Origin of the sequence: Kaistia sp. 32K (assembly GCF_016629525.1) — a bacterium.
GTDB lineage: Bacteria > Pseudomonadota > Alphaproteobacteria > Rhizobiales > Kaistiaceae > Kaistia.
Genome location: NZ_AP024269.1, coordinates 4835227 through 4857817, shown reverse-complemented (window position 1 = coordinate 4857817; position 22591 = coordinate 4835227). Strand labels below are relative to the sequence as shown.

The following is a 22591-nucleotide window of genomic DNA, read 5'->3' as shown; positions in this document are numbered from 1 at the left end:
TTTGCCCTCAGCTTGCCATCCGGCATGGCTTCGGACAGCCGGCACGAAACGACAAACAAAAAGGCCCGGCGATCGCTCGCCGGGCCTTTCCTGTTCGCGAGAGGGAAGCGGGCGATTACTCGCCGGCGGCTTCCGTCTTTTCCTTGATCTCTTCGCCGGTCGTCTGGTCGACGACGCGCATCGAGAGGCGGACCTTGCCGCGCTCGTCGAAGCCGAGCAGCTTGACCCAGACCTTGTCGCCTTCCTTGACGACGTCCTGGGTCTTCGCCACGCGCTGGTTGGACAGCTGCGAGATGTGGACCAGGCCGTCCTTGGCGCCGAAGAAGTTGACGAAGGCGCCGAAATCGACGGCCTTGACGACGGTGCCCTGGTAGATGGCGCCGACTTCCGGCTCCGCGGCGATGCCCTTGATCCAGTTCAGCGCGGCGGTGATCGCCTTGCCGTCCGAGGAGGCGACCTTGACGGTGCCGTCATCGGAGATGTCGATCTTGGCGCCGGTCTTTTCCACGATCTCGCGGATGACCTTGCCGCCCGAACCGATCACTTCGCGGATCTTGTCGGTCGGGATCTGGATCACTTCGATGCGCGGAGCATGCTCGCCGAGCGACGGACGCGCGGTGGTCAGCGCCTTCGCCATCTCGCCGAGGATGTGCTCGCGGCCACCCTTCGCCTGGTCCAGGGCGACCTTCATGATCTCCTCGGTGATACCGGCGATCTTGATGTCCATCTGGAGCGAGGTGACGCCCTCGGCGGTGCCGGCGACCTTGAAGTCCATGTCGCCGAGGTGATCCTCGTCGCCCAGGATGTCGGAGAGGACCGCGTAGCGATCGCCTTCGAGGATCAGGCCCATGGCGATACCCGCCACCGGACGCTTCAGCGGCACGCCGGCGTCCATCAGCGACAGCGAGGTGCCGCAGACGGTTGCCATCGAGGACGAGCCGTTCGACTCGGTGATCTCGGAGACGACACGCAGCGTGTAGGGGAACTCGTGGTGGTTTGGCAGAACCGGACGGACAGCGCGCCAGGCGAGCTTGCCGTGACCGATTTCGCGACGGCCGGGCGAACCCATGCGACCCGTCTCACCGACCGAGTAGGGCGGGAAGTTGTAGTGCAGCAGGAAGGTTTCCTTGTAGGTGCCTTCCAGCGCGTCGATGAACTGCTCGTCATCGCCGGTGCCGAGCGTCGCGACCACGAGGGCCTGCGTCTCGCCACGGGTGAAGATGGCCGAGCCGTGCGTGCGCGGCAGGACGCCGACTTCCGAGACGATCGGACGGACCGTCTTCAGATCGCGGCCGTCGATGCGGCTGCCGGTGTCGAGGATGTTCCAGCGAACGATCTTCGCCTGGAGTTCCTTGAAGACGGCGCCGATCTTTTCCTTGTCGAAGCGGGGCTCTTCGCCTTCCGGGAAGAAATGCGCGGTCACCTTCGCCTTGACGGCGTCGACGGCGGCATAACGCTCCTGCTTGACGGTGTTCTTGTAGGCGGCACGGAGCTCGGTCTCTGCGATGCCGAGCATCTCCGTCTCGATCGCCGACAGATCGGCCGGCGCGAACTCGCGCGGCTCCTTGGCGGACTTCTCGGCGAGCTGGATGATCGCGTCGATCACCGGCTGGAAGCCGCGATGGCCGAACATGACGGCGCCGAGCATCGTCTCCTCGGAGAGCTCCTGCGCTTCCGACTCGACCATCAGCACGGCGTCCTGGGTGCCGGCGACGACGAGGTCGAGCTTCGAGCTCTCGTTCTGCTCGAGCAGCGGGTTCAGCACGAACTCGCCGTCGATCAGGCCGACGCGCGCGCCACCGACCGGGCCCATGAAGGGCACGCCGGAGATCGTCAGCGCCGCCGAGGCGGCGACGAGGGCGACGATATCGGGATCGTTCTCGAGGTCATGCGAAAGGACCGTCGTGACGACCTGCGTCTCGCAACGGAAACCTTCCGGGAACAGCGGACGGATCGGACGGTCGATCAGGCGCGAGGTCAGCGTCTCCTTCTCGGAGGGACGGCCTTCACGCTTGAAGAAACCACCGGGGATCTTGCCGGCGGCGAACGTCTTTTCCTGATAGTTCACCGTCAGCGGGAAGAAGTCGACGCCGGCCTTCGGCGCCTTGGCGGCGACGACGGTCGCCAGGACGGTCGTCTCGCCGTAGGTGGCGAGCACGGCGCCGTCGGCCTGACGGGCCACCTTGCCGGTCTCGAGAATGAGCGGGCGACCGCCCCATTCAATTTCGACGCGTTGAACATCGAACATGGCAATTCCTTTCCTGCGCGGATGCGCCAAAGGAGCCATGAGCAAGACGGCGGGAGGCTTTCAGACCTTCGAGGTGAAAAGCATCCGGCGATCCTGCCATGGCTCGACCGCTGATCCGCGGGCAATGTGCGCGGCAGCCCCATGCCGCCGCGCCGTACGAGCGTCTTTGGAGGCGGGCCGGCGGCCCGCCTGTCTCAGCGACGCAGGCCGAGGCGCTCGATGAGCGTCTTGTAGCGCTGCTCGTCCGTCTTCTTCAGATAGTCGAGCAGGCTGCGGCGCTGGCTGACCATCTTGAGAAGGCCGCGGCGCGAATGGTTGTCCTTGGTGTGACCCTTGAAGTGCTCGGTCAGGTTGGCAATGCGCTCCGAGAGCACCGCGACCTGCACTTCCGGCGAGCCCGTGTCGTTCTCGACGGTGGCGTATTCCTTGATCAGTTCCGCCTTACGGGCAGCTGTGATCGACATCGGGTATCCCTTTCCTGGGGTTCTTCGTCCGGCGCATGCCGGCGTTGTCAAAGTCTGACCGGATGCCGCGATCTCGCCGAAATGCCGTCAAACCGGCATCGTCTGGCAGTCTCGCAAGGCTCGGCATCGCGATCTCGAACGACGCGAACGGCCGATGCCGTCGCGTTGTCGCCGGGTCTGGCGGCCAGTGCCGGGATGTCGTCCAGCACGGTCGCCGCTCCAAGCGACGACGCCCGCAAGGCCAGATGACCTTCCGGGAGCGCGGCCTATATGGCCGAAATGGGCGTCAATAGCCAGAAGAAAGTTTCCGGCGGCCCGTCTCACGCGCCGGCGAAAACGCGCGAGGGATGGAATTCGCCGCGCTCGACCTCGCCGATCGCGACCAGCGTTCCGGCGGATGTCGCGAAGACCGTCTCGCCATTCGCCGGCGCGTCGCGCCCGCGCAGCAGCACGCTCTGGCCGTTGCGGAGCCGGGCTGCATCCGTGTCGTTCAGTCGGACTTCGAGCAGATCGCCAAGCGCGAGCTCGACCGGCCCCATCACCTGGTCGCAGGCCTCGGAGCCGCCCTCCTCGTGCAGGGCGCGGAGGCTGTCGAGCTTGATCATCGCGGCCTCCTCGAACGGGCCGACCAGCAGGCGCCGCAGACCGACGACATGGCCGCGCGTACCAAGCGCGCGCGCCATGTCGCGCGCGATCGCCCGCACATAGGTGCCCTTGCCGCATTCGGCGGCGAAGACGGCGGTATTCTCGTCCGGCATCTCGACCAGGTCGAGCCGGTGGATCTGGATCGGCCGCGCCTCGAGCACCACGTCCTCGCCGTCGCGCGCCAGGTCGTAGGCGCGCTCGCCCTCGACCTTGATGGCGGAGAAAGCGGGCGGAACCTGCATGATCTCGCCGATGAATTCAGGAAGGATCGCCTCGATCGCAGCGCGCGTCGGCCGCACGTCGGAAGTGGCGACCGGCTGGCCCTCGGCGTCGTCGGTGCGGGTTTCCTCGCCCCAGCGGACGGTGAAGCCGTAGACCTTGCGGCCGTCCATGACATAGGGGACCGTCTTGGTCGCCTCGCCGAGCGCGATCGGCAGGCAGCCGGTGGCGAGCGGGTCCAGCGTCCCGGCATGGCCGGCCTTCTGCGCCCCGAACAGGCGCTTCACGACCGAGACCGCCTGGGTCGACGTCATGCCGAGCGGCTTGTCGAGATTGAGCCAGCCGGAAACCGGCCGCCCCTTCTTCTGGCGTTGGGCCATGATCTACTCTTCGTCGGTGGCGTCGTCGTCGCGCGGCGCGGTCTCGATGTCCTGGCGGACGATCGGGTCGGTGCGCAGCAGCGCGTCGATCCGCGCGCCCTCGGCAAACGAGGTGTCGACCTTGAACTTGAGGTCGACCGCGAACTTCAGGTCGACCCGGCGCGAGACTTCGCCGCGCAGGAACTTGCGGTGCGTATCGAGCGCCGCCACGACGCCGTCGGCGTCCTTGCCGCCGAGCGGCATGACATAGCAGGTGGCGAGCTTGAGATCATTCGACATCCGCACTTCCGGAACCGTCACGATCACGCCGTCGAGGGCGGGCTCGTTCAGATTGCCGCGCGCGAGAATCTCCGACAGCGCGTGGCGCACGAGCTCGCCGACGCGAAGCTGGCGCTGGCCGGCAACGCCGATCTTCTTACCATTGGCAGCCGTTCTGGCCATTTCGGGAATACTCCATCGCGCCGATCAGGCGGCGCGCGCGGGCCGCTCTCGCGGTGCCCGCCTCAAGCCGCGACATCCGCCCGGCCGAACCATTCAAAAACGGGACGAACGCGACCGGAGCGGCCGCGTTCGTCACCTCGACTTCGATTTCGAGACGCCCGCGCCTTAGAGCGAGCGCTTGATCTCTTCGACGCGGTAGCACTCGATGATGTCGCCAGCGCGCATGTCTTCGTACTTCTCGAAGGCCATACCGCATTCCTGGCCCGCCGGCACTTCCTTGACTTCGTCCTTGAAGCGCTTGAGCGTCGACAGCTTGCCTTCGTGAATGACGACGTTCTCGCGGATGAGACGGACATTGGCGCCGCGCTCGACCGTGCCGTCGGTGACGCGGCAACCCGCGACCTTGCCGACCTTCGAGATGTGGAACACCTCGAGGATCTCGGCATTGCCGAGCATCGTCTCGCGCCGTTCCGGCGTCAGCAGGCCGGACATCGCCGCCTTCACGTCATCCACGAGGTCGTAGATGATGTTGTAGTAGCGGATCTCGATGCCTTCGCGCTCGGACACGTCACGGGCCTGCTTGTTGGCACGGACGTTGAAGCCGATGATCGCCGCGTTCGACGTCGCCGCGAGGGTGACGTCCGACTCGGTGACGCCGCCGACACCCGACAGGATGATGCGGGCCTGCACCTCGTCGGTGCCGAGAGCCTCCAGCGCGCCGGCGATGGCCTCGACCGAACCCTGCACGTCACCCTTGATGACGAGCGGGAATTCCTTGAGGCCGGAGCTCTTGCGCTGGCTCATCATCTCGGCGAGCGAGCCGCGCGCCGTCGTCTGACGGGCAACAGCCTTCTCGCGCTTCTGACGGGCACGGTAATCGGCGATTTCACGGGCACGCGCTTCCGTCTCGACGACGGCGAAGCGGTCACCCGCTGCCGGCGCGCCCTGGAAGCCGAGCACTTCGACCGGGGTCGACGGATCTGCTTCCGGCATCGCCGTGCCGCGATCGTTGAGGAGCGCGCGGACGCGGCCCCACTCCGAACCGGCGACGACGATGTCGCCCGGGCGCAGCGTACCGCGCTGGACGAGGACCGTCGCGACGGGGCCGCGGCCCTTGTCGAGCTTGGCCTCGATGACGGTGCCTTCGGCCGAACGGTTGGGATCGGCCTTGAGGTCGAGCACTTCGGCCTGCAGCAGGATGGTCTCGAGCAGCTTGTCGAGATTCTCGCCGGTCTTGGCCGAAACCTCGACGTCCAGCGTCTCGCCGCCCATCGATTCCACGAAGATCTCGTGCTGCAGCAGCTCGGTGCGGACCCGGGTCGGGTCGGCCGACGGCTTGTCGATCTTATTGATCGCCACGATGACCGGCACCTTGGCGGCGCGGGCGTGGTTGATCGCCTCGATCGTCTGCGGCATCACGCCATCGTCCGCGGCGACGACCAGGATCACGATATCCGTCGACTTGGCGCCACGGGAACGCATCGCCGTGAAGGCAGCGTGACCGGGGGTGTCGATGAAGGTGATCTTCTGGCCGTTCTGCTCGACCTGGTACGCGCCGATATGCTGGGTGATGCCACCCGCCTCGCCGGTCTGCACATTGGTCTTGCGGATCGCATCGAGCAACGACGTCTTGCCGTGGTCGACGTGGCCCATGATCGTGACGACCGGGGCGCGGCTGATGAGTTCACCCTGCTCGTCATGCGCGGCGAACAGGCCTTCCTCGACGTCGGAATCGGCGACGCGGCGAACCGTGTGGCCCATGTCCTCGGCGATGATCTGCGCCATATCGGCGTCGATCACGTCGGTGGCCTTGAGCAACTGGCCCTGCTTCATCAGCAGCTTGATCACGTCGACGGCGCGTTCCGACATGCGGTTCGCGAGATCGCCGATGGTGATCGTCTCGGGCAGGGTGACTTCGCGAGAAACCTTCTCGCGCGGACCCTGCGCGATGTGACGGTTACGGTCACGCTCGCGGCGACGGCGAACCGAAGCCAGCGAACGCTCGCGCTCGGAATCGTTCAGCGCGTTGGAAAGCGTCAGGCGACCGCGCGGATTGCCCTCTTCCTTCTTGACCGGCTTCGGATCCACGGCCTTCGGACGCTTGGTCGTCGACGGACGGAGACCGCCGGAGCGATCATCCTCGTCAGCGCCACGGCCGGCAGGACGGGCACCCGGAGCCGAGGTGCGCTGCACCGGCTTCTCGGTTGCGTTGGGATCGCGCTGCGTCGGCGCGGCGGGGCGAGCCGACGGCTGAGCCGCGGCAGGCTGGCGAGCCGGAGCCGGCGTTTCGTTCAGACGCCGGCGAGCGGTGTCCTCGGTCTTCTCGCGAAGAGCGGCCTCGGCGGCGCGGCGAGCATCTTCCTCGGCCTGGCGCTTGGCTGCCTCTTCCCGCTCCTTGGCGAGACGGACCTCTTCCTCGGCGCGGCGGATCGCATCGAGTTCGGCCTGACGGCGTTCCTCGGCGTCGCGAATGCGCGCATCGGCGAGAGCCTTGGCGCGGGCGTCGAGCTCGTCGGACGAGAGCTGGCGCAACACCATGCCCGAACGACCGCCCTGCGGACGCGGCGACTGGGCCGGCGCTGCCGGTGCCTGCCGCGACGGCGCGGAGGACTGGATCGGCCGTACCGAAGAGGTTGGCGAGGGAGCGGGCGATGGACGCGGCGCAACTGGCGCAGCCGCGGACGGCTCACCCTTGCCAGGCATCAGAACCCGCTTCTTCTTCTCGACGACGACCGTATTGGTCCGGCCATGCGAAAAACTCTGGCGCACGGTACCGCGTTCGGAATCGCGGCCCTTGAGGCTCAGGGTCTTCTTCGCGCCGCCAAGGTCCTTGTCGCCGCTGTTGTTCGTATCGTTCATTCGGTCTTCTGTCCTGCGGGGTCTTCGGCCATTGCCGACACGTTCGTATCACGCACTTGCGGCGCGTCGATCGCGCCAACGTCATCGCCAATAGCAACGAGCCCGTCTTCACCCAGAAAACAGGCGAGCGCGGCGACACGCTCTAACACATTTTCGCTCGCCCGGCCCGCGAGCAGAGCAGCATGTATCACATTTGACCGGCCCAATGCCAAATCCAATTGCTCCGATCGAAAGATACGGATCACAGGAACGGCATTGGCCCTGCCGAAACGACGCTTCAAGGCCGCGTCGATCTTCTGCCGACCATCGTCGCCGGCCTCTTGTGCCTGGACGATGCCGGCTACCGCGTCTCGCGCGATGGCCGTTTCGACCTTGGCAAAGCCGGTGACGATCTCGCCGGCCTTCCGTGCGAAGGAGACGGCCTGCAGGGCCGAATCCTCCAACAGTTTCTCGACCCGCCCTGCGAGGCCCGGTTCGACCTTGACCTCTTCCTTGAAGCCGCGGCTGAACAGCCGCTTCTTCTCGGCCAGGGCGACCATGTCGGCGCGGGCCGTAACCCAGACGCCGCGGCCCGGCAGGCGGTGCCGGAGATCCGGAACGACCTGACCTTCCGGGTCGAGGACGAAGCGGATCAGCTTCTCGGGCGGCATCGTCTCGCGGGAGACGATGCAGCTTCGTGTGGTGGGTTCGCTCTTACGCGGCAAGTCGTTTCTCCGCGCTCAGAACGGGCTCAGGCCTCAGCCTCTTCGCCTTCGGCGTTTGCTTCCTGCTCAGCCGCAGCTTCCTCTTCGGTAATCCAGCCCGCCTTGACGCGAGCCGTCATGATCATGTTCTCGGCGTCGCTGCGGGTCAGGCTGAAGCCGTCGAGCACGCCGCCGTGGCGGGTGGTCTCGCCTTCGTTCCGCTCGGCCCAGCCGACCAGGTCGTCCGGCACGTAGCCGGCGAAATCCTCGATCGTCTTGACGCCGTCCTTGCCGAGCGCGACCAGCATCGAGCTGGTGAGACCCGGAATTTCCTTGAGCTCGTCGGCGACGCCGAGCGACTTGCGCTCTTCGTCATGCTCGGCTTCGAGCTTGTCGAGATAATCGCGGGCGCGCTGCTGCAGCTCGGCGGCGGTTTCCTCGTCGAAGCCTTCGATCGACGCGAGTTCCTCGGGTTCGACGAACGCGATTTCCTCGAGCGAGGCGAAACCTTCGGAAGCCAGCAGCTGGCCGACGACTTCGTCGGCATCGAGCGCCGTGTTGAACAGCGCGGAACGCTCCTGGAATTCCTTCTGGCGGCGCTCGGATTCTTCCTGCTCGGTCAGGATGTCGATATCCCAACCCGTGAGCTGCGACGCGAGGCGGACATTCTGGCCGCGACGACCGATCGCAAGGGATAGCTGGTCATCCGGGACGACAACTTCAATACGCGCGGCGTCTTCGTCGAGCACGACCTTGGCGACTTCCGCCGGCTGCAGCGCGTTGACGATGAAGGTGGCGGCGTCCTGAGACCACGGAATGATGTCGATCTTCTCGCCCTGGAGCTCGTTGACGACGGCCTGGACGCGGCTGCCGCGCATGCCGACGCAGGCGCCGACCGGATCGATCGAGCTGTCGCGCGAGATCACGGCCATCTTGGCGCGCGAACCCGGATCGCGGGCGACCGACTTCACCTCGATGATGCCGTCATAGATCTCCGGCACTTCCTGCGCGAACAGCTTCGCCATGAACTGCGGATGGGTGCGCGACAGGAAGATCTGCGGGCCGCGCTGTTCGCGACGGACGTCATAGACATAGGCGCGGATGCGGTCGCCATAGCGGAACGCCTCGCGCGGGATCATCTCGTCGCGACGGACGATGCCTTCGCCACGGCCGAGATCGACGATGACGTTGCCGTATTCGACGCGCTTGACCTGGCCGTTGACGATCTCGCCGATGCGATCCTTGAACTCGTCGAACTGGCGATCGCGCTCGGCCTCGCGGACCTTCTGCACGATGACCTGCTTGGCCGACTGGGCGGCGATGCGGCCGAAATCCATCGGCGGCAGGGCTTCGGCGATGTAGTCGCCGACGCGAGCGGCGGGATTCTGGTCGGTCGCCAGCTCCAGCGAGATCTCGACGGCCGGGTTCTCGACAACGTCGACGACCTGAAGCAGGCGCTGCAGCCGGATCTCGCCCGTCTTCGGGTTGATCTCGGCGCGGACGTCGGTCTCCGAACCGTAGCGGGAGCGGGCCGCCTTCTGGATCGCATCTTCCATGGCCGCGATCACGATCTGCCGATCGATGACCTTCTCGCGGGCAACCGCGTCGGCGATCTGCAGAAGTTCTAGGCGGTTGGCGCTGACTGCCATCGTCCTGTCTCCGTTAACCTGATCTTGTTGCCGGCGCCGCGCTTCACGCGTCGCTGGTCTCATCCGTCAAATCATTGTCGTCGATGTCGTCGGCGCCTTCGACGCGCTGGAGGCGCTTGGCCTCGCGCAGCGTCTCGGCGACCAGGGCATCGGTCATGACCAGCCTGGCGTCGGTGATAGCGTCGAGCGGCAGCAGCACCCGGTCCGGCGCGCCTTCCGGCGCATCCTCGAGCTTCAGGCCCGTCGCGTCGCCGTCGAGGCCGAGCAGCACGCCGCGATAGCGCCGGCGCCCTTCGATGGGCGCGCTCAGCTCGATCTTGACGATGTGGCCGGCCCAGCGGGCGAAATCCGAACGGCGGACCAGCGGCCTGTCGATGCCGGGCGATGATACTTCCAGATGGTACGCGGACGTAACCGGATCCTCGACATCGAGCGCCGGCGAGATGTTCCGGCTGATCGCGCCGCAATCCTCGACCGTTATCGTGCCGTCCGGCCGCTCGGCCATGATCTGCACGGTCTGGCCGTTGCGGTTGGAAATCTTGACGCGCACCAGGCGGTAGCCGAGCCCTTCGATGATGGGTTCGACGATCTCCGCGACGCGGGCGTCGAGCCCGGTCTCGGTGACGATGCGTGCTTCGTTTTCCGGGGCGATGTCCGCCAAAAGGTTGCTCCGTGCGTGATCTCGTAGGGTGCATCCGGCCGGAGCGGGCCCGGAGGTCCACTCTCTCTTACGAACCGAACGTTTGAGATGAATGAGTGCCGTATAGGCCCAGAAGCGCTGGAATGCAAGCAAAAGCGGCTCGGCCGCCGTTCCAGGCTACGGCGGTGACGCAGCGGCGGCGCGTTTTCCGGCCGGATCGCCTTGGCGATCCGCCATCCTGAAGCCGCTCAGCGGCGCTCGAAGGTCAGGTAGCTGCCCTGCCGGCCCTCGCGAAAGGCCTTCTGCTCGTAGCGGGTTCCGGGCCAGCCGGCCCAGGGCTTGCGCCAGTCGTCGGCATCGCGGGCGGTCCAGCGGAATTCCGCGTGGTCGCGGACATGCAGGAGCGTCCACTCGACATAGGACTCGATGTCGGAGGCGAAGCGGAACTGGCCGCCCGGGCGCAGGACGCGCGCGAAGCGGTCGAGGTTCTTCTCGGAGACGAAGCGCCGCTTCCAGTGCCGGAATTTTGGCCACGGATCGGGATAGAGCAGGTCGATCGCCGCGAGGCTCGCCGGCGGCAGCCAGTCGAGCAGCTCCGCCGCATCGCGGTCGAACAGACGGACATTCGTCAGGCCGCCGGCATCGATGGCGGAAGCCGCCTTGGCCATGCCATTGACGAAGGGCTCGACACCGATGCGGCCAATGGCCGGCTCGGTCGTTGCGCGGTGGACGAGATGCTCGCCGCCGCCGAAGCCGATCTCCAGCACGACGTCGCCGACCGGCGCCGCGAACAGCTCCGCCAGCGCCTTCGGCGCCGGCTCGGACGTATCCACGCTGAGGCGGGCAAGCACATCGGCCAGGGTTTCGGCCTGACCGGCGCGGAGATTGTGTCCCTTGCGCCGGCCATAGAAAGAATCGCGTCGAGACGCGTGGTCGGCGACGGTCACAGGGATTTACGGATCTGTTCCACGAGGTCGGTCCGCTCCCAGGAGAAGCCGCCATCCTCTTCCGGCGCGCGGCCGAAATGCCCGTAGGCGGAGGTGCGCGCATAGATCGGACGGTTGAGCTGGAGATGCTCGCGGATGCCGCGGGGCGACAGGTCCATCACTTCGGCGAGCGCCTTCTCGACGCTGGCCTCGTCGACCCGGCCGGTGCCGTGCAGGTCGACATAGATCGACAGCGGCTGCGACACGCCGATGGCGTAGGAAAGCTGGATCGTGCAGCGCGACGCGGCGCCCGAGGCGACGACGTTCTTGGCCAGATAGCGCGCGGCATAGGCGGCGGAACGATCGACCTTGGTCGGATCCTTGCCGGAGAAGGCGCCGCCGCCATGCGGAGCCGCGCCGCCATAGGTGTCGACGATGATCTTGCGACCGGTGAGGCCCGCGTCGCCGTCCGGCCCGCCGATGACGAACTTGCCGGTCGGGTTGACGTGCCAGATCGTCTTGTCGTTGATCCAGCCCTGCGGCAGGGATTCACGGATATAGGGCTCGACGATCGAGCGGACGTCATTCGAGCTCAGGTTTTCGTCGAGATGCTGGGTCGAAAGCACGATCTGGGTGACTTCGACCGGCTGACCGTTCTCGTAGCGGACGGTGACCTGGCTCTTGGCGTCGGGGCCGAGCGCATGCGTCTCGCCCGAGCGGCGCGCCTCGGACAGGCGCTTCAGGATGCGATGCGCGTAGAAGATCGGCGCCGGCATCAGTTCCGGCGTCTCCGAGCAGGCATAGCCGAACATGATGCCCTGGTCGCCGGCACCCTCGTCCTTGTTGCCGGCCGAGTCGACGCCCTGGGCGATGTCGACCGACTGCGCGTGCAGATGCACGTCGACATTGGCCGTCTCCCAATGGAAGCCGTCCTGCTCGTAGCCGATATCCTTGATCGCCAGACGGGCGATGTGGGACACCAGATCCCGGGTAATGGCCGCCGGGCCGCGGGTTTCGCCCGCGATCACCACGCGGTTGGTGGTAGCCAAAGTCTCGGCAGCGACACGGAGATGGCTGGGATCCCAGCCCTGTTCCGGGCCGATGCGGAAGAAAGCATCGACAATCTCGTCGGAGATGCGGTCACAGACCTTGTCGGGATGCCCTTCGGAAACAGACTCACTCGTGAACAGGTAGGACGTTCTCGACACTGAACCGGACCCCGCGCAGAAAATGGCCGGAGCAGGGTGCCCCGGCGAAAACCGATGAGCTTTTTTAGCCAGTACGTTCAGCGGGTCAAGCCGCAAAGGGCGAGTTGGCGCGGAATGGCCCTTTTGGGGAACAAACTTCTGCGCCTGGCCCGTTCAGAGCGATAGCCGGCTCAATCTTCCGCTTCTTCGCCAGCCACGGCGCGAACCAGATCGACGATGCGCCGGCGAACCTTCGGATCCTTGATCCGGATGAAGGCCTTGTTCAGCTGCAACCCTTCGGTGCTCGTGAGAAAATCGGTCACGAAGGCCGCGGGCCGCGATTCCGCGAAGCCGCTGTCGTTGGACGAACCCGGCGCATCCTCGAAGAAGAAGGAGACCGGAACTTCCAAGACCTGGGCAATGTGCTGCAACCGGCTCGCGCCGATGCGGTTGGTGCCCTTCTCGTACTTCTGGATCTGCTGAAAGGTGATGCCAAGGCTCTCGCCCAGCTTCTCCTGACTCATTCCCTGCATCATCCGGCGGAGCCGGACGCGCCCACCCACGTGCATATCAACGGGATTGGGCTGCTTTTTGTTAGCCATCAAGGGCTTATTCTCCTAGACCCATGCGATACGTACCAGACCTGACTGAGCCACGCTCCCACCGGCCGTACGTGCCTGCACTCACATCCGGCATCGATCGCCGATTATACAAGCCCCGCCCGTCCGCAAAATGCAACCACACCTTCAGCGTGTCAATTGCGCTGTTTAGTCCGGGTGAAACGGCCAGTAGAACTCACAACCCATGCCAGTATGATCAAGGCGAAATAGAGGTGGTCACGATAAGTTGAATAGATGGTTGCTGGCAGCGCACTCGGTAGCGGAGCATCCAACACGCCGAACGACCCGATACCAAGGTCAGCAATAAGGTTACCATATGGATTTATAACTGCGGATATACCGGAATTAGCAGCTCTTGCCACCGGCAAACCTTCCTCTACGGCACGTATGGTTGCCTGATGCAAGTGTTGCCAAGGTCCCGGTGTATCGCCAAACCATGCGTCATTGGTCACGTTGACCAGCCATCCGGGCCGATTTTGCGGGTCAATCGCGGCGCCGGGGAAGATAATCTCGTAACAGATCAGCGGCCCGAAGGCCGGCGCTCCCGGCACGGCGATCGTGGCGGCGCGGCTGCCCGCGTCGAAGCCGCCCGGCAGCGCCACCATCTGCCGAAGCCCGATCCGGCGGAACAGCCCCTCGAACGGCAGGTACTCGCCGAACGGCACGAGGTGGACCTTGTCGTAGCTGTCGCGGATGACGCCGGCGGAATCGATTACCTGCAGGCTGTTGAAAACCCGGGGTTCGACTTCCTCGCCGAGCACCGCTTCGGCCCGCGCGGCGCCGGTGATCAGCGTCGTTCCTTCCGGCAGCAGCGCGCCGATCGTGGCGAGCGCGTTCGGCTTTTCGGCGAGCAGGAAGGGAAAGGCCGTCTCCGGCCAGATCAGATGGGTGAAGGGCGGCGGCTGGCCGTCCTGCATGCCCTTGGCGCTGAGGCTTAGATAGCGGCCGAGGATCTCGTCGTCCCGGCCGGAAGCCCATTTCTCGTCCTGCGCGATCATCGGCTGGACGAGACGCAGCCGAACGCCGGGCACCATGGTCGCGTCGGCCGAGGCGAGACGCCAGGCGCCATAGCCGAGATCGGCCACGAACAGCGCCGCCAGCACGACGAACGCCCAGCGATCGGCGGTCCGTTCGCCGCCGTCACGCCCGAACAGCAGCACCGGCGCGGCGAAGACGAGGAAGGCCAGGAGCGTCACGCCCCAGACGCCGACCAGCGACGCCACCTGCATCATCAGCGGCACCGGCATCAGCGTGTAGCCGAAGGCGTTCCAAGGGAAGCCGGTCAGAAGATGCCCGCGCAGATATTCGGCGAGGCTGAGCCAGACGGCGAGGAGGACGACGCGCCGCCAGCCCGGCGGCCAGTAGAGCCGCGCGACGGCGGCGCCCGCGCCCCAGAACAGGGCGAGCCCGGCCGGCAGCGCCAGCACGGCGAGCGGCATCAGCCAGGCGAACTCCGCCGCATCGACCAGGAAGGCGGCGCCGATCCACCAGAGGCCGCCGACGAAATAGCCGAAGCCGAAGCTCCAGCCGGTCACGAAGCCCGGCCGCGCCCGCGCCAGCAGCGAGGCGCCGGGCGGGCTGGTCGCCCCGTCCAGGAGCCAGACGAAGACCGGCAGCGTCAGCCAGAGAACGGGAAACCAGCCGAGCGGCGGCAGGGCCAGCGCCGAGAGCGCGCCGGCGCCGAAGGCCGTCGCGAGCCGCGACCAGCCGGACGCCAGCCAGCGAAGGCGGCCGCCGGCGGGCGCGATCGGAGAATTGGAGCGAAGGACCATGATCTCCCGTCTGCTATCGGCGCAGCGCCACGGATGGCGCGGCGCCGACATGGATGCGGGAGACCCGGGCGGCGGTCAAGCCGCGGCCGCGTCCGGGCGGCGGATCCGCAGACGCTTCACCCGGCGCGGGTCGGATTCGAGAATCTCGAACTCCAGCCCGCCCGGCACGTCGATCCGCTCGCCGGTAGCGGGAATGCGGCCGAGCAGCGTGAAGACCAAGCCGCCCAGCGTGTCGACATCGTCATGCTCGGAACCGAGATCGAGCCTTGTGCCGAGCACCTTCTCGAGATCGTCGAGATCGGCGCGGGCATCGGCGAGATAGGCGCCGTCGGGCTCCTGCGTGATCATCGGCGCCTCGTCGTCATGCTCGTCCTCGATATCGCCGAAGACGATCTCGACGACGTCCTCGAGCGAGACGAGACCGTCGGTGCCGCCATATTCGTCTATGACGACGGCCATCTGGACGCGCTTGGCCTGCATGGTCGACAGAAGCGTCGTCGCATGCATCGAGGGCGGCACGAACAGGACCTCGCGGATGACCGACGCCTGCGACAGGCCGACGCCGAGATCGACGCGGCTCAGATCGAGCCCGCCCTCGGCCGTCGCCGCCGTCATCATGTAGTCCATCAGGTCCTTGATATGGACCATGCCGATCGGGTCATCGAGCGATTCCCGATAGACCGGCATGCGCGAATGGCCGGAATCGCGGAAGGCGGCAACCGCTTCGCCGATCGTCTTGTCGACGTCGAGGGCGAAGATGTCGGCGCGCGGGATCATCACGTCGTCGACGCGCACCTCGCGCAGCTTCAGGATGTTGCGCAGCATCCGGCGCTCTTCGGCCGAGAAGGTATCGTCCTCCTCGCCGGCGTCCAGCGCATCCTCGATGTCTTCGCGGAGCGAGCCCGGGGCCTTCAGGCCAACGGCCTGGCGCAAGCGGTCCAGCCAGCTTTCCGGGGCGCGTTCGACCTCGCGCGGCTCCGGCGCGGAGGTCTGACTACTTGGAGGTTCAGGGTTCGATTCAGCGCTCGAACCGGGCGTCTCAGTGTCACTCATCGTCCGTCGTTTTCAGTGGTTTCGCTACCGCCGCCATCACAGCGCGCTTTCGGCGTAGGGGTCGGCGATGCCGAGGCGCGCCAGGATCTCCGTCTCCAGAGACTCCATGCGTTCCGCTTCGTCATCCTCCAGATGATCATGCCCGAAGAGGTGAAGCAACCCGTGCACCACCAGATGGGTCAGATGGTCCTCGAATGCCAGCCCCTGTTCGAGGGCCTCGGCGACCACTGTTTCACGTGCAACGACGATGTCGCCGAGCAGCGGTCCGAACAATTTGGCATCCGGCGGACTGCCGGGAAAGGACAGCACGTTGGTCGGCTTGTCCTTGTCGCGATAGTCCGCATTGAGCTGGCGCACATGCTCGTCGTCGGTGAAGACGACCGACAGTTCCGAGCCCTTGACGGCCGGAAGCCGGCCGATGGCGAAGCTCGCCTCGACGGCGCCCGCCACCAGCCGAGCCAGTTCGTCCTCGTCCGGCCAGTCGCCGGCCTCGACCAGCAGGTCGATGGCGATCGGCAGCGTCTCGCCGCTCATGCGGAGCCTCCCGCGCGTGCGGGACGCGCCTGCGGAACCTGCCGGGGCGGCGCCTTGTCATAGGCGCGCACGATGCGGCCGACGAGCGGATGGCGGACGACGTCCACGTCCGTGAACTTGATCTGGACGATGCCGGGCACGTCTCGCAGCAGCTCGCTCGCCTCGACCAGGCCGGAGACCTGGCCCGGCGGGAGGTCGACCTGGGTCGGATCGCCGGTGACGATCATGCGCGAGCCTTCACCGAGGCGGGTCAGGAACATCTTCATCTGCATCGAGGTGGTGTTCTGCGCCTCGTCGAGGATGACGACGGCATTCGCCAGCGTCCTGCCGCGCATAAAAGCGAGCGGGGCGACCTCGATCATGCCCGAGGTCAGGCCACGCTCGACCTTCTCCGGCGGCATCATGTCGTAGAGCGCGTCGTAGAGCGGGCGGAGATAGGGATCGACCTTCTCCTTCATGTCGCCGGGCAGGAAGCCGAGCCGCTCGCCCGCCTCGACGGCGGGGCGCGAGAGGATCAGCCGCGAGACGTCGCCGCGCTCGATCAGCGCCGCAGCATAGGCGACGGCGAGATAGGTCTTGCCGGTGCCGGCAGGCCCCATGCCGAAGACAAGCTCGGCGCGGTCCATGGCGCGGATATAGGCGTCCTGGGCCGGGTTGCGGGCCATGACGGTACGGCGGCGCGTCGAGATCTGCGCCATGGCGAGCCGGCCCTTCGGCTCCAGGCTCGGCAGGGAGAGCTGCTCGTCATCGGCGACCGCCATGCGGATGGCACCCTCGACGTCGGCGGGACCCACCTCGTGCCCCTGCTGCAGGCGGACATAGAGCAGGTCGAGCGCCAGCCTTGCCTGCGCGCAGGCCTCGGGCCGGCCGCGGATCGTCACCTGGTTGCCACGCGCCACCGCCTCGACGCCGAGCTTCTGCTCGATGATGGCGAGGTTCTGGTCGAACTGGCCCAGGAGCTCGCTCGCCAGACGATTATCGTCGAAGGCGATCACGACATGGGCGATATCGGAGGCATGCGCCATGTCGGCGCCTCGCGCAGCCGGATGACCGGACGGCGTATTGGAGCGTGCATTCACGAAATGACCTCCACGAGATGGCTTTCCTTTGTCGACGGGGGAACCGGCTCCGCCAGCGTGCCGAACAGCGAATTCGACCCGAGGCTGTCGATGGTGACCCGGCCGATCGTGCCGATGCGCTCGGCATCGCCATCGACCAGCACGGCCTGCAGGAAGGGCGAACGGCCCATGAGCTGGCCGGGAAGCCGGCCGGACTTCTCGAACAGGATATCCAGCGTCTCGCCAACCTTGGAGCGGTTGAACGCGGTCTGCTGGTCGAGGATGAGCGCCTGCAGGCGCTGCAGCCGTTCCGACATCACCGCTTCCGGGACATGGTTGTCATGGCCGGCGGCGGGCGTGCCGGGGCGCGGGCTGTATTTGAACGAATAGGCGGCGGCATAGCCGACCGTCTCGACCAGCCGCATGGTCGCCTCGAAATCGGCGTCGGTCTCGCCGGGGAAGCCGACGATGAAGTCGGACGACAGCGCGATGTCGGTGCGGGCGGCGCGAATGCGGTCGACGAGGCGGAGATAGTCGTCCGCCTTGTGCTTGCGGTTCATCGCCGCGAGGATCCGGTCGGAGCCGGCCTGAACGGGAAGATGCAGATAGGGCATCAGCGACGGCAGATCGCGATGGGCGGCGATCAGGCTGTCTTCCATGTCGCGCGGATGGCTGGTCGTGTAGCGCAGCCGATCGAGGCCGGGGATTTCGGCCAGGCGGAACAGGAGCTCGCCCAGGCCCCATTCGCGGCCGTCCGTGCCGACGCCGTGCCAGGCGTTGACGTTCTGGCCGAGCAGCGTCACCTCGCGCACGCCGGCATCGGCCAGCCGCTCGGCTTCCTGCACGATCTTCTCGACCGGGCGCGAAACCTCGGCGCCGCGCGTGTAGGGAACGACGCAGAAGGTGCAGAACTTGTCGCAGCCTTCCTGGATGGTCAGGAACGCCGTGACGCCGCGCGCCCGCGTCCGCTCCTTCGAGGCGGCCGGCAGGCGGTCGAATTTCTCGGCGATGGCGAATTCGGTCTCGACCGCGCGCTTGCCCTTCGCGACATCGCGCAGGAGCTGCGGCAGATGCTGGTAGGATTGCGGCCCGACGACGAGATCGACCACCGGCGCGCGCCGGGCGATCTCCTTGCCCTCGGCCTGCGCGACGCAGCCGGCGACGCCGATCGTCACGGTACGGCCTTTCAGGGCCGCCTCTTCCTTCATCACGCGCAGGCGCCCGAGCTCGGAATACACCTTCTCGGCCGCCTTCTCGCGGATGTGACAGGTATTGAGGAGGACGAGGTCGGCGTTCTCGGCGCTATCGGTCGCTTCGTAGCCATCGCTTGCCAGCGCATCCGTCATACGATCGGAATCGTAGACGTTCATCTGGCAGCCGTAGGTCTTGATGAAGACGCGCTTCTTTTCCTGGGTTCCGGTCATTGATCCGGTTATCTACCGCCACGGTTTGGCTCTGGCATGATCGCCCGCGACGGATTTTGCCGTCGCCTGCCCTTCCTAGCTGCTTTCTGTCTCGCTGAGAATAGCCGCGTCCGGTGACGCTGCCGTGACCGTCATGTTCCGGACGCCGCGCGCCTTGACCGAACGGACCAACGCCCGCACTTCCGCCTCGGCCTTCGCCGTCACCTGCTTGCGGTCCGTATCCGGCCCGAAGGCGATCGGCTGGCCGAACGCCACGACGGCATCGATGGCGCCGATGTCGATCATCGCCGCCAGATGCGGGGCGAGATCCATGTCGCCGTGCCAAGCGATGTCGGCCATGCGCGAACGCTCGATCGGCAGGCCCTGGAAGCCGACATAGACGATGGCGACCGGCTGCACCGTGATGGGAGCCCCGCCGCCGGCGTCGCGCGCGGCGCCGACCAGGGCGCTGCGGAAGGGCAGCACCTCGATGCCGTCGCCGGTAGTGCCCTCCGCGAACAGCACGAGCGCCTCGCCGCCGGCGAGCCGCGCCGCGATCGCGCTGTTCGAGGCGGCCGTCGCCGTCCGGCGCGTGCGATCGATGAAGACGCTCCGCTGCAGCTTGGCCAGCCAGCTGACCACCGGCCAGCCGGCGACCTCGTTCTTGGCGATGAAGGAAACCGGCAGCACGCTGCCGAGCGTGACGATGTCGACCCAGGAGACGTGGTTGGAGACGATCAGCAGCGGCCGGTCGCCGGCCGGCTTGCCCTCGACCCGCACTTTCAGCCCGAGACTGCGCGCGGCGGCGCGCTGCCACCACATCGGCACGCGGGCGGCGAGGCGCGGCCGAAACCGCATCGCGAACAACTGCACCGGCAGCAGGACCAGCGTCACCAGCAGCAGGTAGACCAGAACGCCGGCGCGCCGGAGCCAGCGCATCAGTTGCCGCCCTTGGCGCCCTTGGCAGACTTGTCGTCGATCGGCACGGCATAGAGCTCGAGCCGATGATCGACGAGCCGGTAGCCGAGACGCTTGGCGATCAGCTCCTGCAGCGCCTCGATCTCCTCGCTGCGGAATTCGATGACGTCGCCGCTGCGCAGGTCGATCAGATGGTCGTGGTGCTCGTCCGAGACCATCTCGTAACGGCTGCGGCCGTCGCGGAAATCATGCCGCTCGATCATGCCGGCGTCCTCGAACAGCTTCACCGTGCGGTAGACGGTGGAGATCGAGATGCGCGGGTCGATCGCCGAGGCGCGGCGGTAGACCTCCTCGACATCGGGATGATCGGTCGCGACATCGAGCACGCGCGCAATGATGCGGCGCTGCTCGGTCATGCGCATGCCCTTCTCGACGCAAGCGTCTTCGAGGGTCGTCGGATGCTGAAGCTCTGGCGTCACACTCATCTCCTGCCCCACCTTGATCCCATTGCTCAACGGAGCTGCAGCCGCAAGACAAGCGCCGTGCCACCCGGCCCCTTGCCATCGCTATAGTAACCCTTTCGCCGGCCGACTTCGAGGAATCCCAGCGACTGATAGAGGCGCACGGCGCTCTGGTTGCCCTCGTCGACCTCGAGGAAGATCTCCGGCACCAGGTCGCGATAGAGGCTGCGCAGGGCCTCCTCCATCAGCTGGCGGCCATAACCGCGCCCCCGGCTCGACGGCGCCACGGCGATGGTCAGCACCTCGGCCTGGTCGGCGACGGTGCGGACCAGGATGAAGCCCTGCGGGCGGCGCGCGCCGAACAGCGTCTCGCGGCGAAGCACGAGGCTGAACACCGTCTTGTCGGTGATCAGCGCCTCGATCTCGTCGGCGCTCCAGCCGCGCCGGAAGCCAGCCGCGTGGATCTCGACGAGAGCCTCGATGTCGGCGGGTTCGGCCGGATCGATGATGATCCGCGGGCGAAGCAGCATGTCCATCATTGGCGCTGAATTCCCTTGTGATGCTGCGGCTGCGCGTCAGGCGGCCGGATGTAGAGCGGCTTGGGCGGATGCGTTGCCGGATCGAGCGCCGCGCCCCGCGCAAGCAGCGTGGCGATATCGGGCGCCGAGCGCGCATGGACGACCCGGTCCGGCCGCTCGAGCCGCAGCGCCCCTGCCCCGGCGAGATCGGCATCCCTGTCCACCGCGAGCGCCGCGAACGCCTCGATCGAACCGAGCGTCGCTTCGCCGAGCGGCTGCAGCGAGGCGGAGAAGAGCTGGCCGTAGAGTTCGTCGCCGCGCGCCGGCAGCAACGCCAGGATCGGCCGGTCGTCTCCCTCGGGCCTCTCCCGCGCGGCAAGTGCTGCGTGGCTCTCCAGCGTCGTGACGCCGACGACCGGGATGCGGTTGACCAGCGCCAGTCCTCGCGCCGCCGAAATGCCGACGCGCAAACCGGTGAACGAGCCGGGCCCGACCGAGACGATGATGCGCGTGAGCGATCCCGCCGACACGCCGGCCTCGGCCAGCACGGCGGCGATCTCCGGCATCAGCAGTTCGGCATGGCCCTTGCCGATCGTCCGCTCGCGCAAAAAGACGGTCCCGCCGGCTTCAAGGGCGACGGAACAGTTCTCGAGGGCGGTGTCGATGGCGAGCAGGGTCATAAGACCCCGGATAGTGCCAGAGAGCCGCGCTGTCGAGCGTTCGCGATCAGGAAACGGCCTCGACCTCGCGCACTTCAGGTACGAAGTGACGCAGCAGGTTCTGGATGCCGTGCTTCAGCGTCGCCGTCGAGGACGGGCAGCCCTGGCACGAGCCGCGCATGTTGAGATAGACGACGCCGTCCCGGTAACCCTGGAAGGTGATGTCGCCGCCATCCTGGGCGACCGCGGGACGCACGCGCGTCTCGATCAGCTCCTTGATGGTCTCGACCAGCTCGGCATCGCCCTCGTCGAAGAATTCCTCGTCGCCGGCATGCGGCTTCAGCGTCGCCATGACCGGCACGCCGGCCATGAAGTGCTCCATGATCGCGCCGAGGATGGCGGGCTTCATGTGCTGCCACTCGCCGTCCTTCTTGGTCACGCTGATGAAGTCGTGGCCGAGGAACACGCCGGCAACGCCGTTGACGGCGAACAGGCGCTCGGCCAGCGGCGACCGCTCGGCCTCGTCGGCGTCGCGGAAATCGGCGGTGCTCTCCGGCAGGACGAGCCGGCCGGGCAGGAACTTCAAGGTCGACGGATTCGGCGTCGCTTCGGTTTGGATGAACATGATGCGGGCTCCGTCCGAACTTGTTTAGAAGATTTCTAGAATGGCATGATAGCCAGTGTCGCGGGTCCGTCCAAGCGGAAACACGACCTCGCCGTCAAAATCGTAGTCTTGGGGTCAGGTTTCAAGCGATGGCGGCGATGTCGTCGTCGGAAAGCGTACCCGGCACGATGGTAATCGGCACCGGGAAGGTCGCCGAGTGCTTGCCGGCGATCGAGGAAACGAGCGGACCCGGCCCTTCCTTGTCGGTGCCGGCGGCGAGAACCAGGATCGCGATGTCCTCGTCCTCCTCGATCAGAGCGGTGATCTGCTCGGCCCGCGTGCCTTCGCGAATGACCATTTCCGGCTCGATCGAGGAATGGCGCCTGGCGAGGTCGGCGAATCGGCCGAGCGTCGTCTCCGCCTCCTCCATCGCCTCGGCGCGCATGATGTTCTCGACGCCGATCCAGTGCTGGAAGCCGGACGGCTCGATCACATAGAGCAGGACCAGCGCGCCGCTGGTCCGCTCCGCCCGCCGCGCGCCATAGATCACGGCGCGCGAGCATTCGGGCGTATCGTCGATCACCGCCAGGAACTTGCGGCGGTGACCGGCCTCGGTGCTCTTTCGCTTCATCAGCATGCTTCAATGCTGC

21 protein-coding genes and 1 pseudogene are annotated in these 22591 nt (G+C 66.6%); all 22 read right to left on the bottom strand.

Annotated elements, in window-relative coordinates:
- Positions 1–115 precede the first annotated feature (115 nt).
- The 22 genes and pseudogenes from pnp to K32_RS22315 all read right to left on the bottom strand — a co-directional run bounded on the left by pnp (position 116) and on the right by K32_RS22315 (position 22578).
- Positions 116–2248: a polyribonucleotide nucleotidyltransferase gene (gene pnp / locus K32_RS22420; protein ID WP_201401616.1), complete on the bottom strand. Its 2133-nt coding sequence runs from the start codon at positions 2246–2248 to the stop codon at positions 116–118.
- A gap of 194 nt (positions 2249–2442) precedes the next feature.
- Positions 2443–2724, bottom strand: a pseudogene (gene rpsO / locus K32_RS22415) (30S ribosomal protein S15); the annotation flags it as partial.
- 308 nt (positions 2725–3032) lie between these two features.
- Positions 3033–3956: a tRNA pseudouridine(55) synthase TruB gene (gene truB / locus K32_RS22410; protein ID WP_201401614.1), complete on the bottom strand. Its 924-nt coding sequence runs from the start codon at positions 3954–3956 to the stop codon at positions 3033–3035.
- Between the two features lie 3 nt (positions 3957–3959).
- Positions 3960–4397, bottom strand: coding sequence for a 30S ribosome-binding factor RbfA (gene rbfA / locus K32_RS22405; protein ID WP_201401613.1), 438 nt, complete (start codon positions 4395–4397; stop codon positions 3960–3962).
- Positions 4398–4562: 165 nt separating this feature from the next.
- A complete protein-coding gene (infB, locus tag K32_RS22400; protein ID WP_201401612.1) occupies positions 4563–7256 on the bottom strand; it encodes a translation initiation factor IF-2 in 2694 nt (897 codons plus the stop codon).
- Positions 7253–7960 (bottom strand): RNA-binding protein, encoded by a 708-nt coding sequence (locus tag K32_RS22395; protein ID WP_201401611.1) that lies wholly within the window; start codon positions 7958–7960, stop codon positions 7253–7255. The genes infB and K32_RS22395 overlap by 4 nt, the downstream gene beginning before the upstream one ends.
- A 26-nt stretch (positions 7961–7986) precedes the next feature.
- A complete protein-coding gene (nusA, locus tag K32_RS22390) occupies positions 7987–9588 on the bottom strand; it encodes a transcription termination factor NusA (protein WP_201401610.1) in 1602 nt (533 codons plus the stop codon).
- 43 nt (positions 9589–9631) lie between these two features.
- Positions 9632–10249: a ribosome maturation factor RimP gene (rimP, locus tag K32_RS22385; protein WP_201401609.1), complete on the bottom strand. Its 618-nt coding sequence runs from the start codon at positions 10247–10249 to the stop codon at positions 9632–9634.
- Between the two features lie 227 nt (positions 10250–10476).
- Positions 10477–11175: a tRNA (guanosine(46)-N7)-methyltransferase TrmB gene (gene trmB / locus K32_RS22380; RefSeq protein ID WP_201401608.1), complete on the bottom strand. Its 699-nt coding sequence runs from the start codon at positions 11173–11175 to the stop codon at positions 10477–10479.
- Positions 11172–12362, bottom strand: a complete 1191-nt coding sequence (gene metK, locus K32_RS22375; RefSeq protein ID WP_201401607.1) for a methionine adenosyltransferase — start codon at positions 12360–12362, stop codon at positions 11172–11174. Before metK ends, trmB begins: the two co-directional genes overlap by 4 nt.
- Positions 12363–12532: 170 nt before the next feature.
- On the bottom strand, positions 12533–12946 hold the full coding sequence (locus K32_RS22370) for a helix-turn-helix domain-containing protein (RefSeq protein WP_201401606.1): 414 nt from the start codon (positions 12944–12946) through the stop codon (positions 12533–12535).
- 149 nt (positions 12947–13095) lie between these two features.
- Positions 13096–14733, bottom strand: coding sequence for an apolipoprotein N-acyltransferase (gene lnt / locus K32_RS22365; protein WP_201401605.1), 1638 nt, complete (start codon positions 14731–14733; stop codon positions 13096–13098).
- Positions 14734–14808: 75 nt separating this feature from the next.
- Positions 14809–15666 carry a hemolysin family protein gene (locus tag K32_RS22360; RefSeq protein WP_244669686.1) on the bottom strand — a complete coding sequence of 286 codons (858 nt, stop codon included), beginning with the start codon at positions 15664–15666 and terminating at the stop codon, positions 14809–14811.
- A gap of 156 nt (positions 15667–15822) precedes the next feature.
- Positions 15823–16320 carry an rRNA maturation RNase YbeY gene (gene ybeY, locus K32_RS22355; RefSeq protein WP_201401604.1) on the bottom strand — a complete coding sequence of 166 codons (498 nt, stop codon included), beginning with the start codon at positions 16318–16320 and terminating at the stop codon, positions 15823–15825.
- Positions 16317–17345: a PhoH family protein gene (locus tag K32_RS22350; RefSeq protein ID WP_201404617.1), complete on the bottom strand. Its 1029-nt coding sequence runs from the start codon at positions 17343–17345 to the stop codon at positions 16317–16319. The genes ybeY and K32_RS22350 overlap by 4 nt, the downstream gene beginning before the upstream one ends.
- 50 nt (positions 17346–17395) lie before the next feature.
- The gene (gene miaB / locus K32_RS22345) at positions 17396–18802 is read right to left on the bottom strand and encodes a tRNA (N6-isopentenyl adenosine(37)-C2)-methylthiotransferase MiaB (RefSeq protein ID WP_201401603.1); all 1407 of its coding nucleotides are present in this window, start codon (positions 18800–18802) and stop codon (positions 17396–17398) included.
- 75 nt (positions 18803–18877) lie between these two features.
- Positions 18878–19720 carry a 1-acyl-sn-glycerol-3-phosphate acyltransferase gene (locus K32_RS22340; RefSeq protein ID WP_201401602.1) on the bottom strand — a complete coding sequence of 281 codons (843 nt, stop codon included), beginning with the start codon at positions 19718–19720 and terminating at the stop codon, positions 18878–18880.
- Positions 19720–20184: a Fur family transcriptional regulator gene (locus tag K32_RS22335; RefSeq protein ID WP_201401601.1), complete on the bottom strand. Its 465-nt coding sequence runs from the start codon at positions 20182–20184 to the stop codon at positions 19720–19722. The genes K32_RS22340 and K32_RS22335 overlap by 1 nt, the downstream gene beginning before the upstream one ends.
- Before the next feature lie 26 nt (positions 20185–20210).
- The gene (locus K32_RS22330; protein WP_201401600.1) at positions 20211–20699 is read right to left on the bottom strand and encodes a GNAT family N-acetyltransferase; all 489 of its coding nucleotides are present in this window, start codon (positions 20697–20699) and stop codon (positions 20211–20213) included.
- Complete coding sequence (gene tsaB / locus K32_RS22325; protein ID WP_201401599.1) at positions 20696–21358, bottom strand: tRNA (adenosine(37)-N6)-threonylcarbamoyltransferase complex dimerization subunit type 1 TsaB; 663 nt, start codon at positions 21356–21358, stop codon at positions 20696–20698. The genes K32_RS22330 and tsaB overlap by 4 nt, the downstream gene beginning before the upstream one ends.
- 46 nt (positions 21359–21404) lie before the next feature.
- A complete protein-coding gene (locus tag K32_RS22320) occupies positions 21405–21962 on the bottom strand; it encodes a NifU family protein (protein ID WP_201401598.1) in 558 nt (185 codons plus the stop codon).
- Positions 21963–22083: 121 nt separating this feature from the next.
- The gene (locus K32_RS22315) at positions 22084–22578 is read right to left on the bottom strand and encodes a universal stress protein (protein WP_201401597.1); all 495 of its coding nucleotides are present in this window, start codon (positions 22576–22578) and stop codon (positions 22084–22086) included.
- Positions 22579–22591: the final 13 nt, after the last annotated feature.

Bases quoted from the DNA above. Each gene is read 5' to 3' on its own strand.
- pnp (WP_201401616.1), bottom strand. From the start codon at position 2,248: ATGTTCGATGTTCAACGCGTCGAAATTGAATGGGGCGGTCGCCCGCTC.
- truB (WP_201401614.1), bottom strand. From the start codon at position 3,956: ATGGCCCAACGCCAGAAGAAGGGGCGGCCGGTTTCCGGCTGGCTCAAT.
- rbfA (WP_201401613.1), bottom strand. From the start codon at position 4,397: ATGGCCAGAACGGCTGCCAATGGTAAGAAGATCGGCGTTGCCGGCCAG.
- infB (WP_201401612.1), bottom strand. From the start codon at position 7,256: ATGAACGATACGAACAACAGCGGCGACAAGGACCTTGGCGGCGCGAAG.
- nusA (WP_201401610.1), bottom strand. From the start codon at position 9,588: ATGGCAGTCAGCGCCAACCGCCTAGAACTTCTGCAGATCGCCGACGCG.
- lnt (WP_201401605.1), bottom strand. From the start codon at position 14,733: ATGGTCCTTCGCTCCAATTCTCCGATCGCGCCCGCCGGCGGCCGCCTT.
- ybeY (WP_201401604.1), bottom strand. From the start codon at position 16,320: ATGAGCGGCGAGACGCTGCCGATCGCCATCGACCTGCTGGTCGAGGCC.
- K32_RS22350 (WP_201404617.1), bottom strand. From the start codon at position 17,345: ATGGCGCATGCCTCCGATATCGCCCATGTCGTGATCGCCTTCGACGAT.
- miaB (WP_201401603.1), bottom strand. From the start codon at position 18,802: ATGACCGGAACCCAGGAAAAGAAGCGCGTCTTCATCAAGACCTACGGC.
- K32_RS22340 (WP_201401602.1), bottom strand. From the start codon at position 19,720: ATGCGCTGGCTCCGGCGCGCCGGCGTTCTGGTCTACCTGCTGCTGGTG.
- K32_RS22335 (WP_201401601.1), bottom strand. From the start codon at position 20,184: ATGAGTGTGACGCCAGAGCTTCAGCATCCGACGACCCTCGAAGACGCT.
- K32_RS22330 (WP_201401600.1), bottom strand. From the start codon at position 20,699: ATGATGGACATGCTGCTTCGCCCGCGGATCATCATCGATCCGGCCGAA.
- tsaB (WP_201401599.1), bottom strand. From the start codon at position 21,358: ATGACCCTGCTCGCCATCGACACCGCCCTCGAGAACTGTTCCGTCGCC.
- K32_RS22320 (WP_201401598.1), bottom strand. From the start codon at position 21,962: ATGTTCATCCAAACCGAAGCGACGCCGAATCCGTCGACCTTGAAGTTC.
- K32_RS22315 (WP_201401597.1), bottom strand. From the start codon at position 22,578: ATGCTGATGAAGCGAAAGAGCACCGAGGCCGGTCACCGCCGCAAGTTC.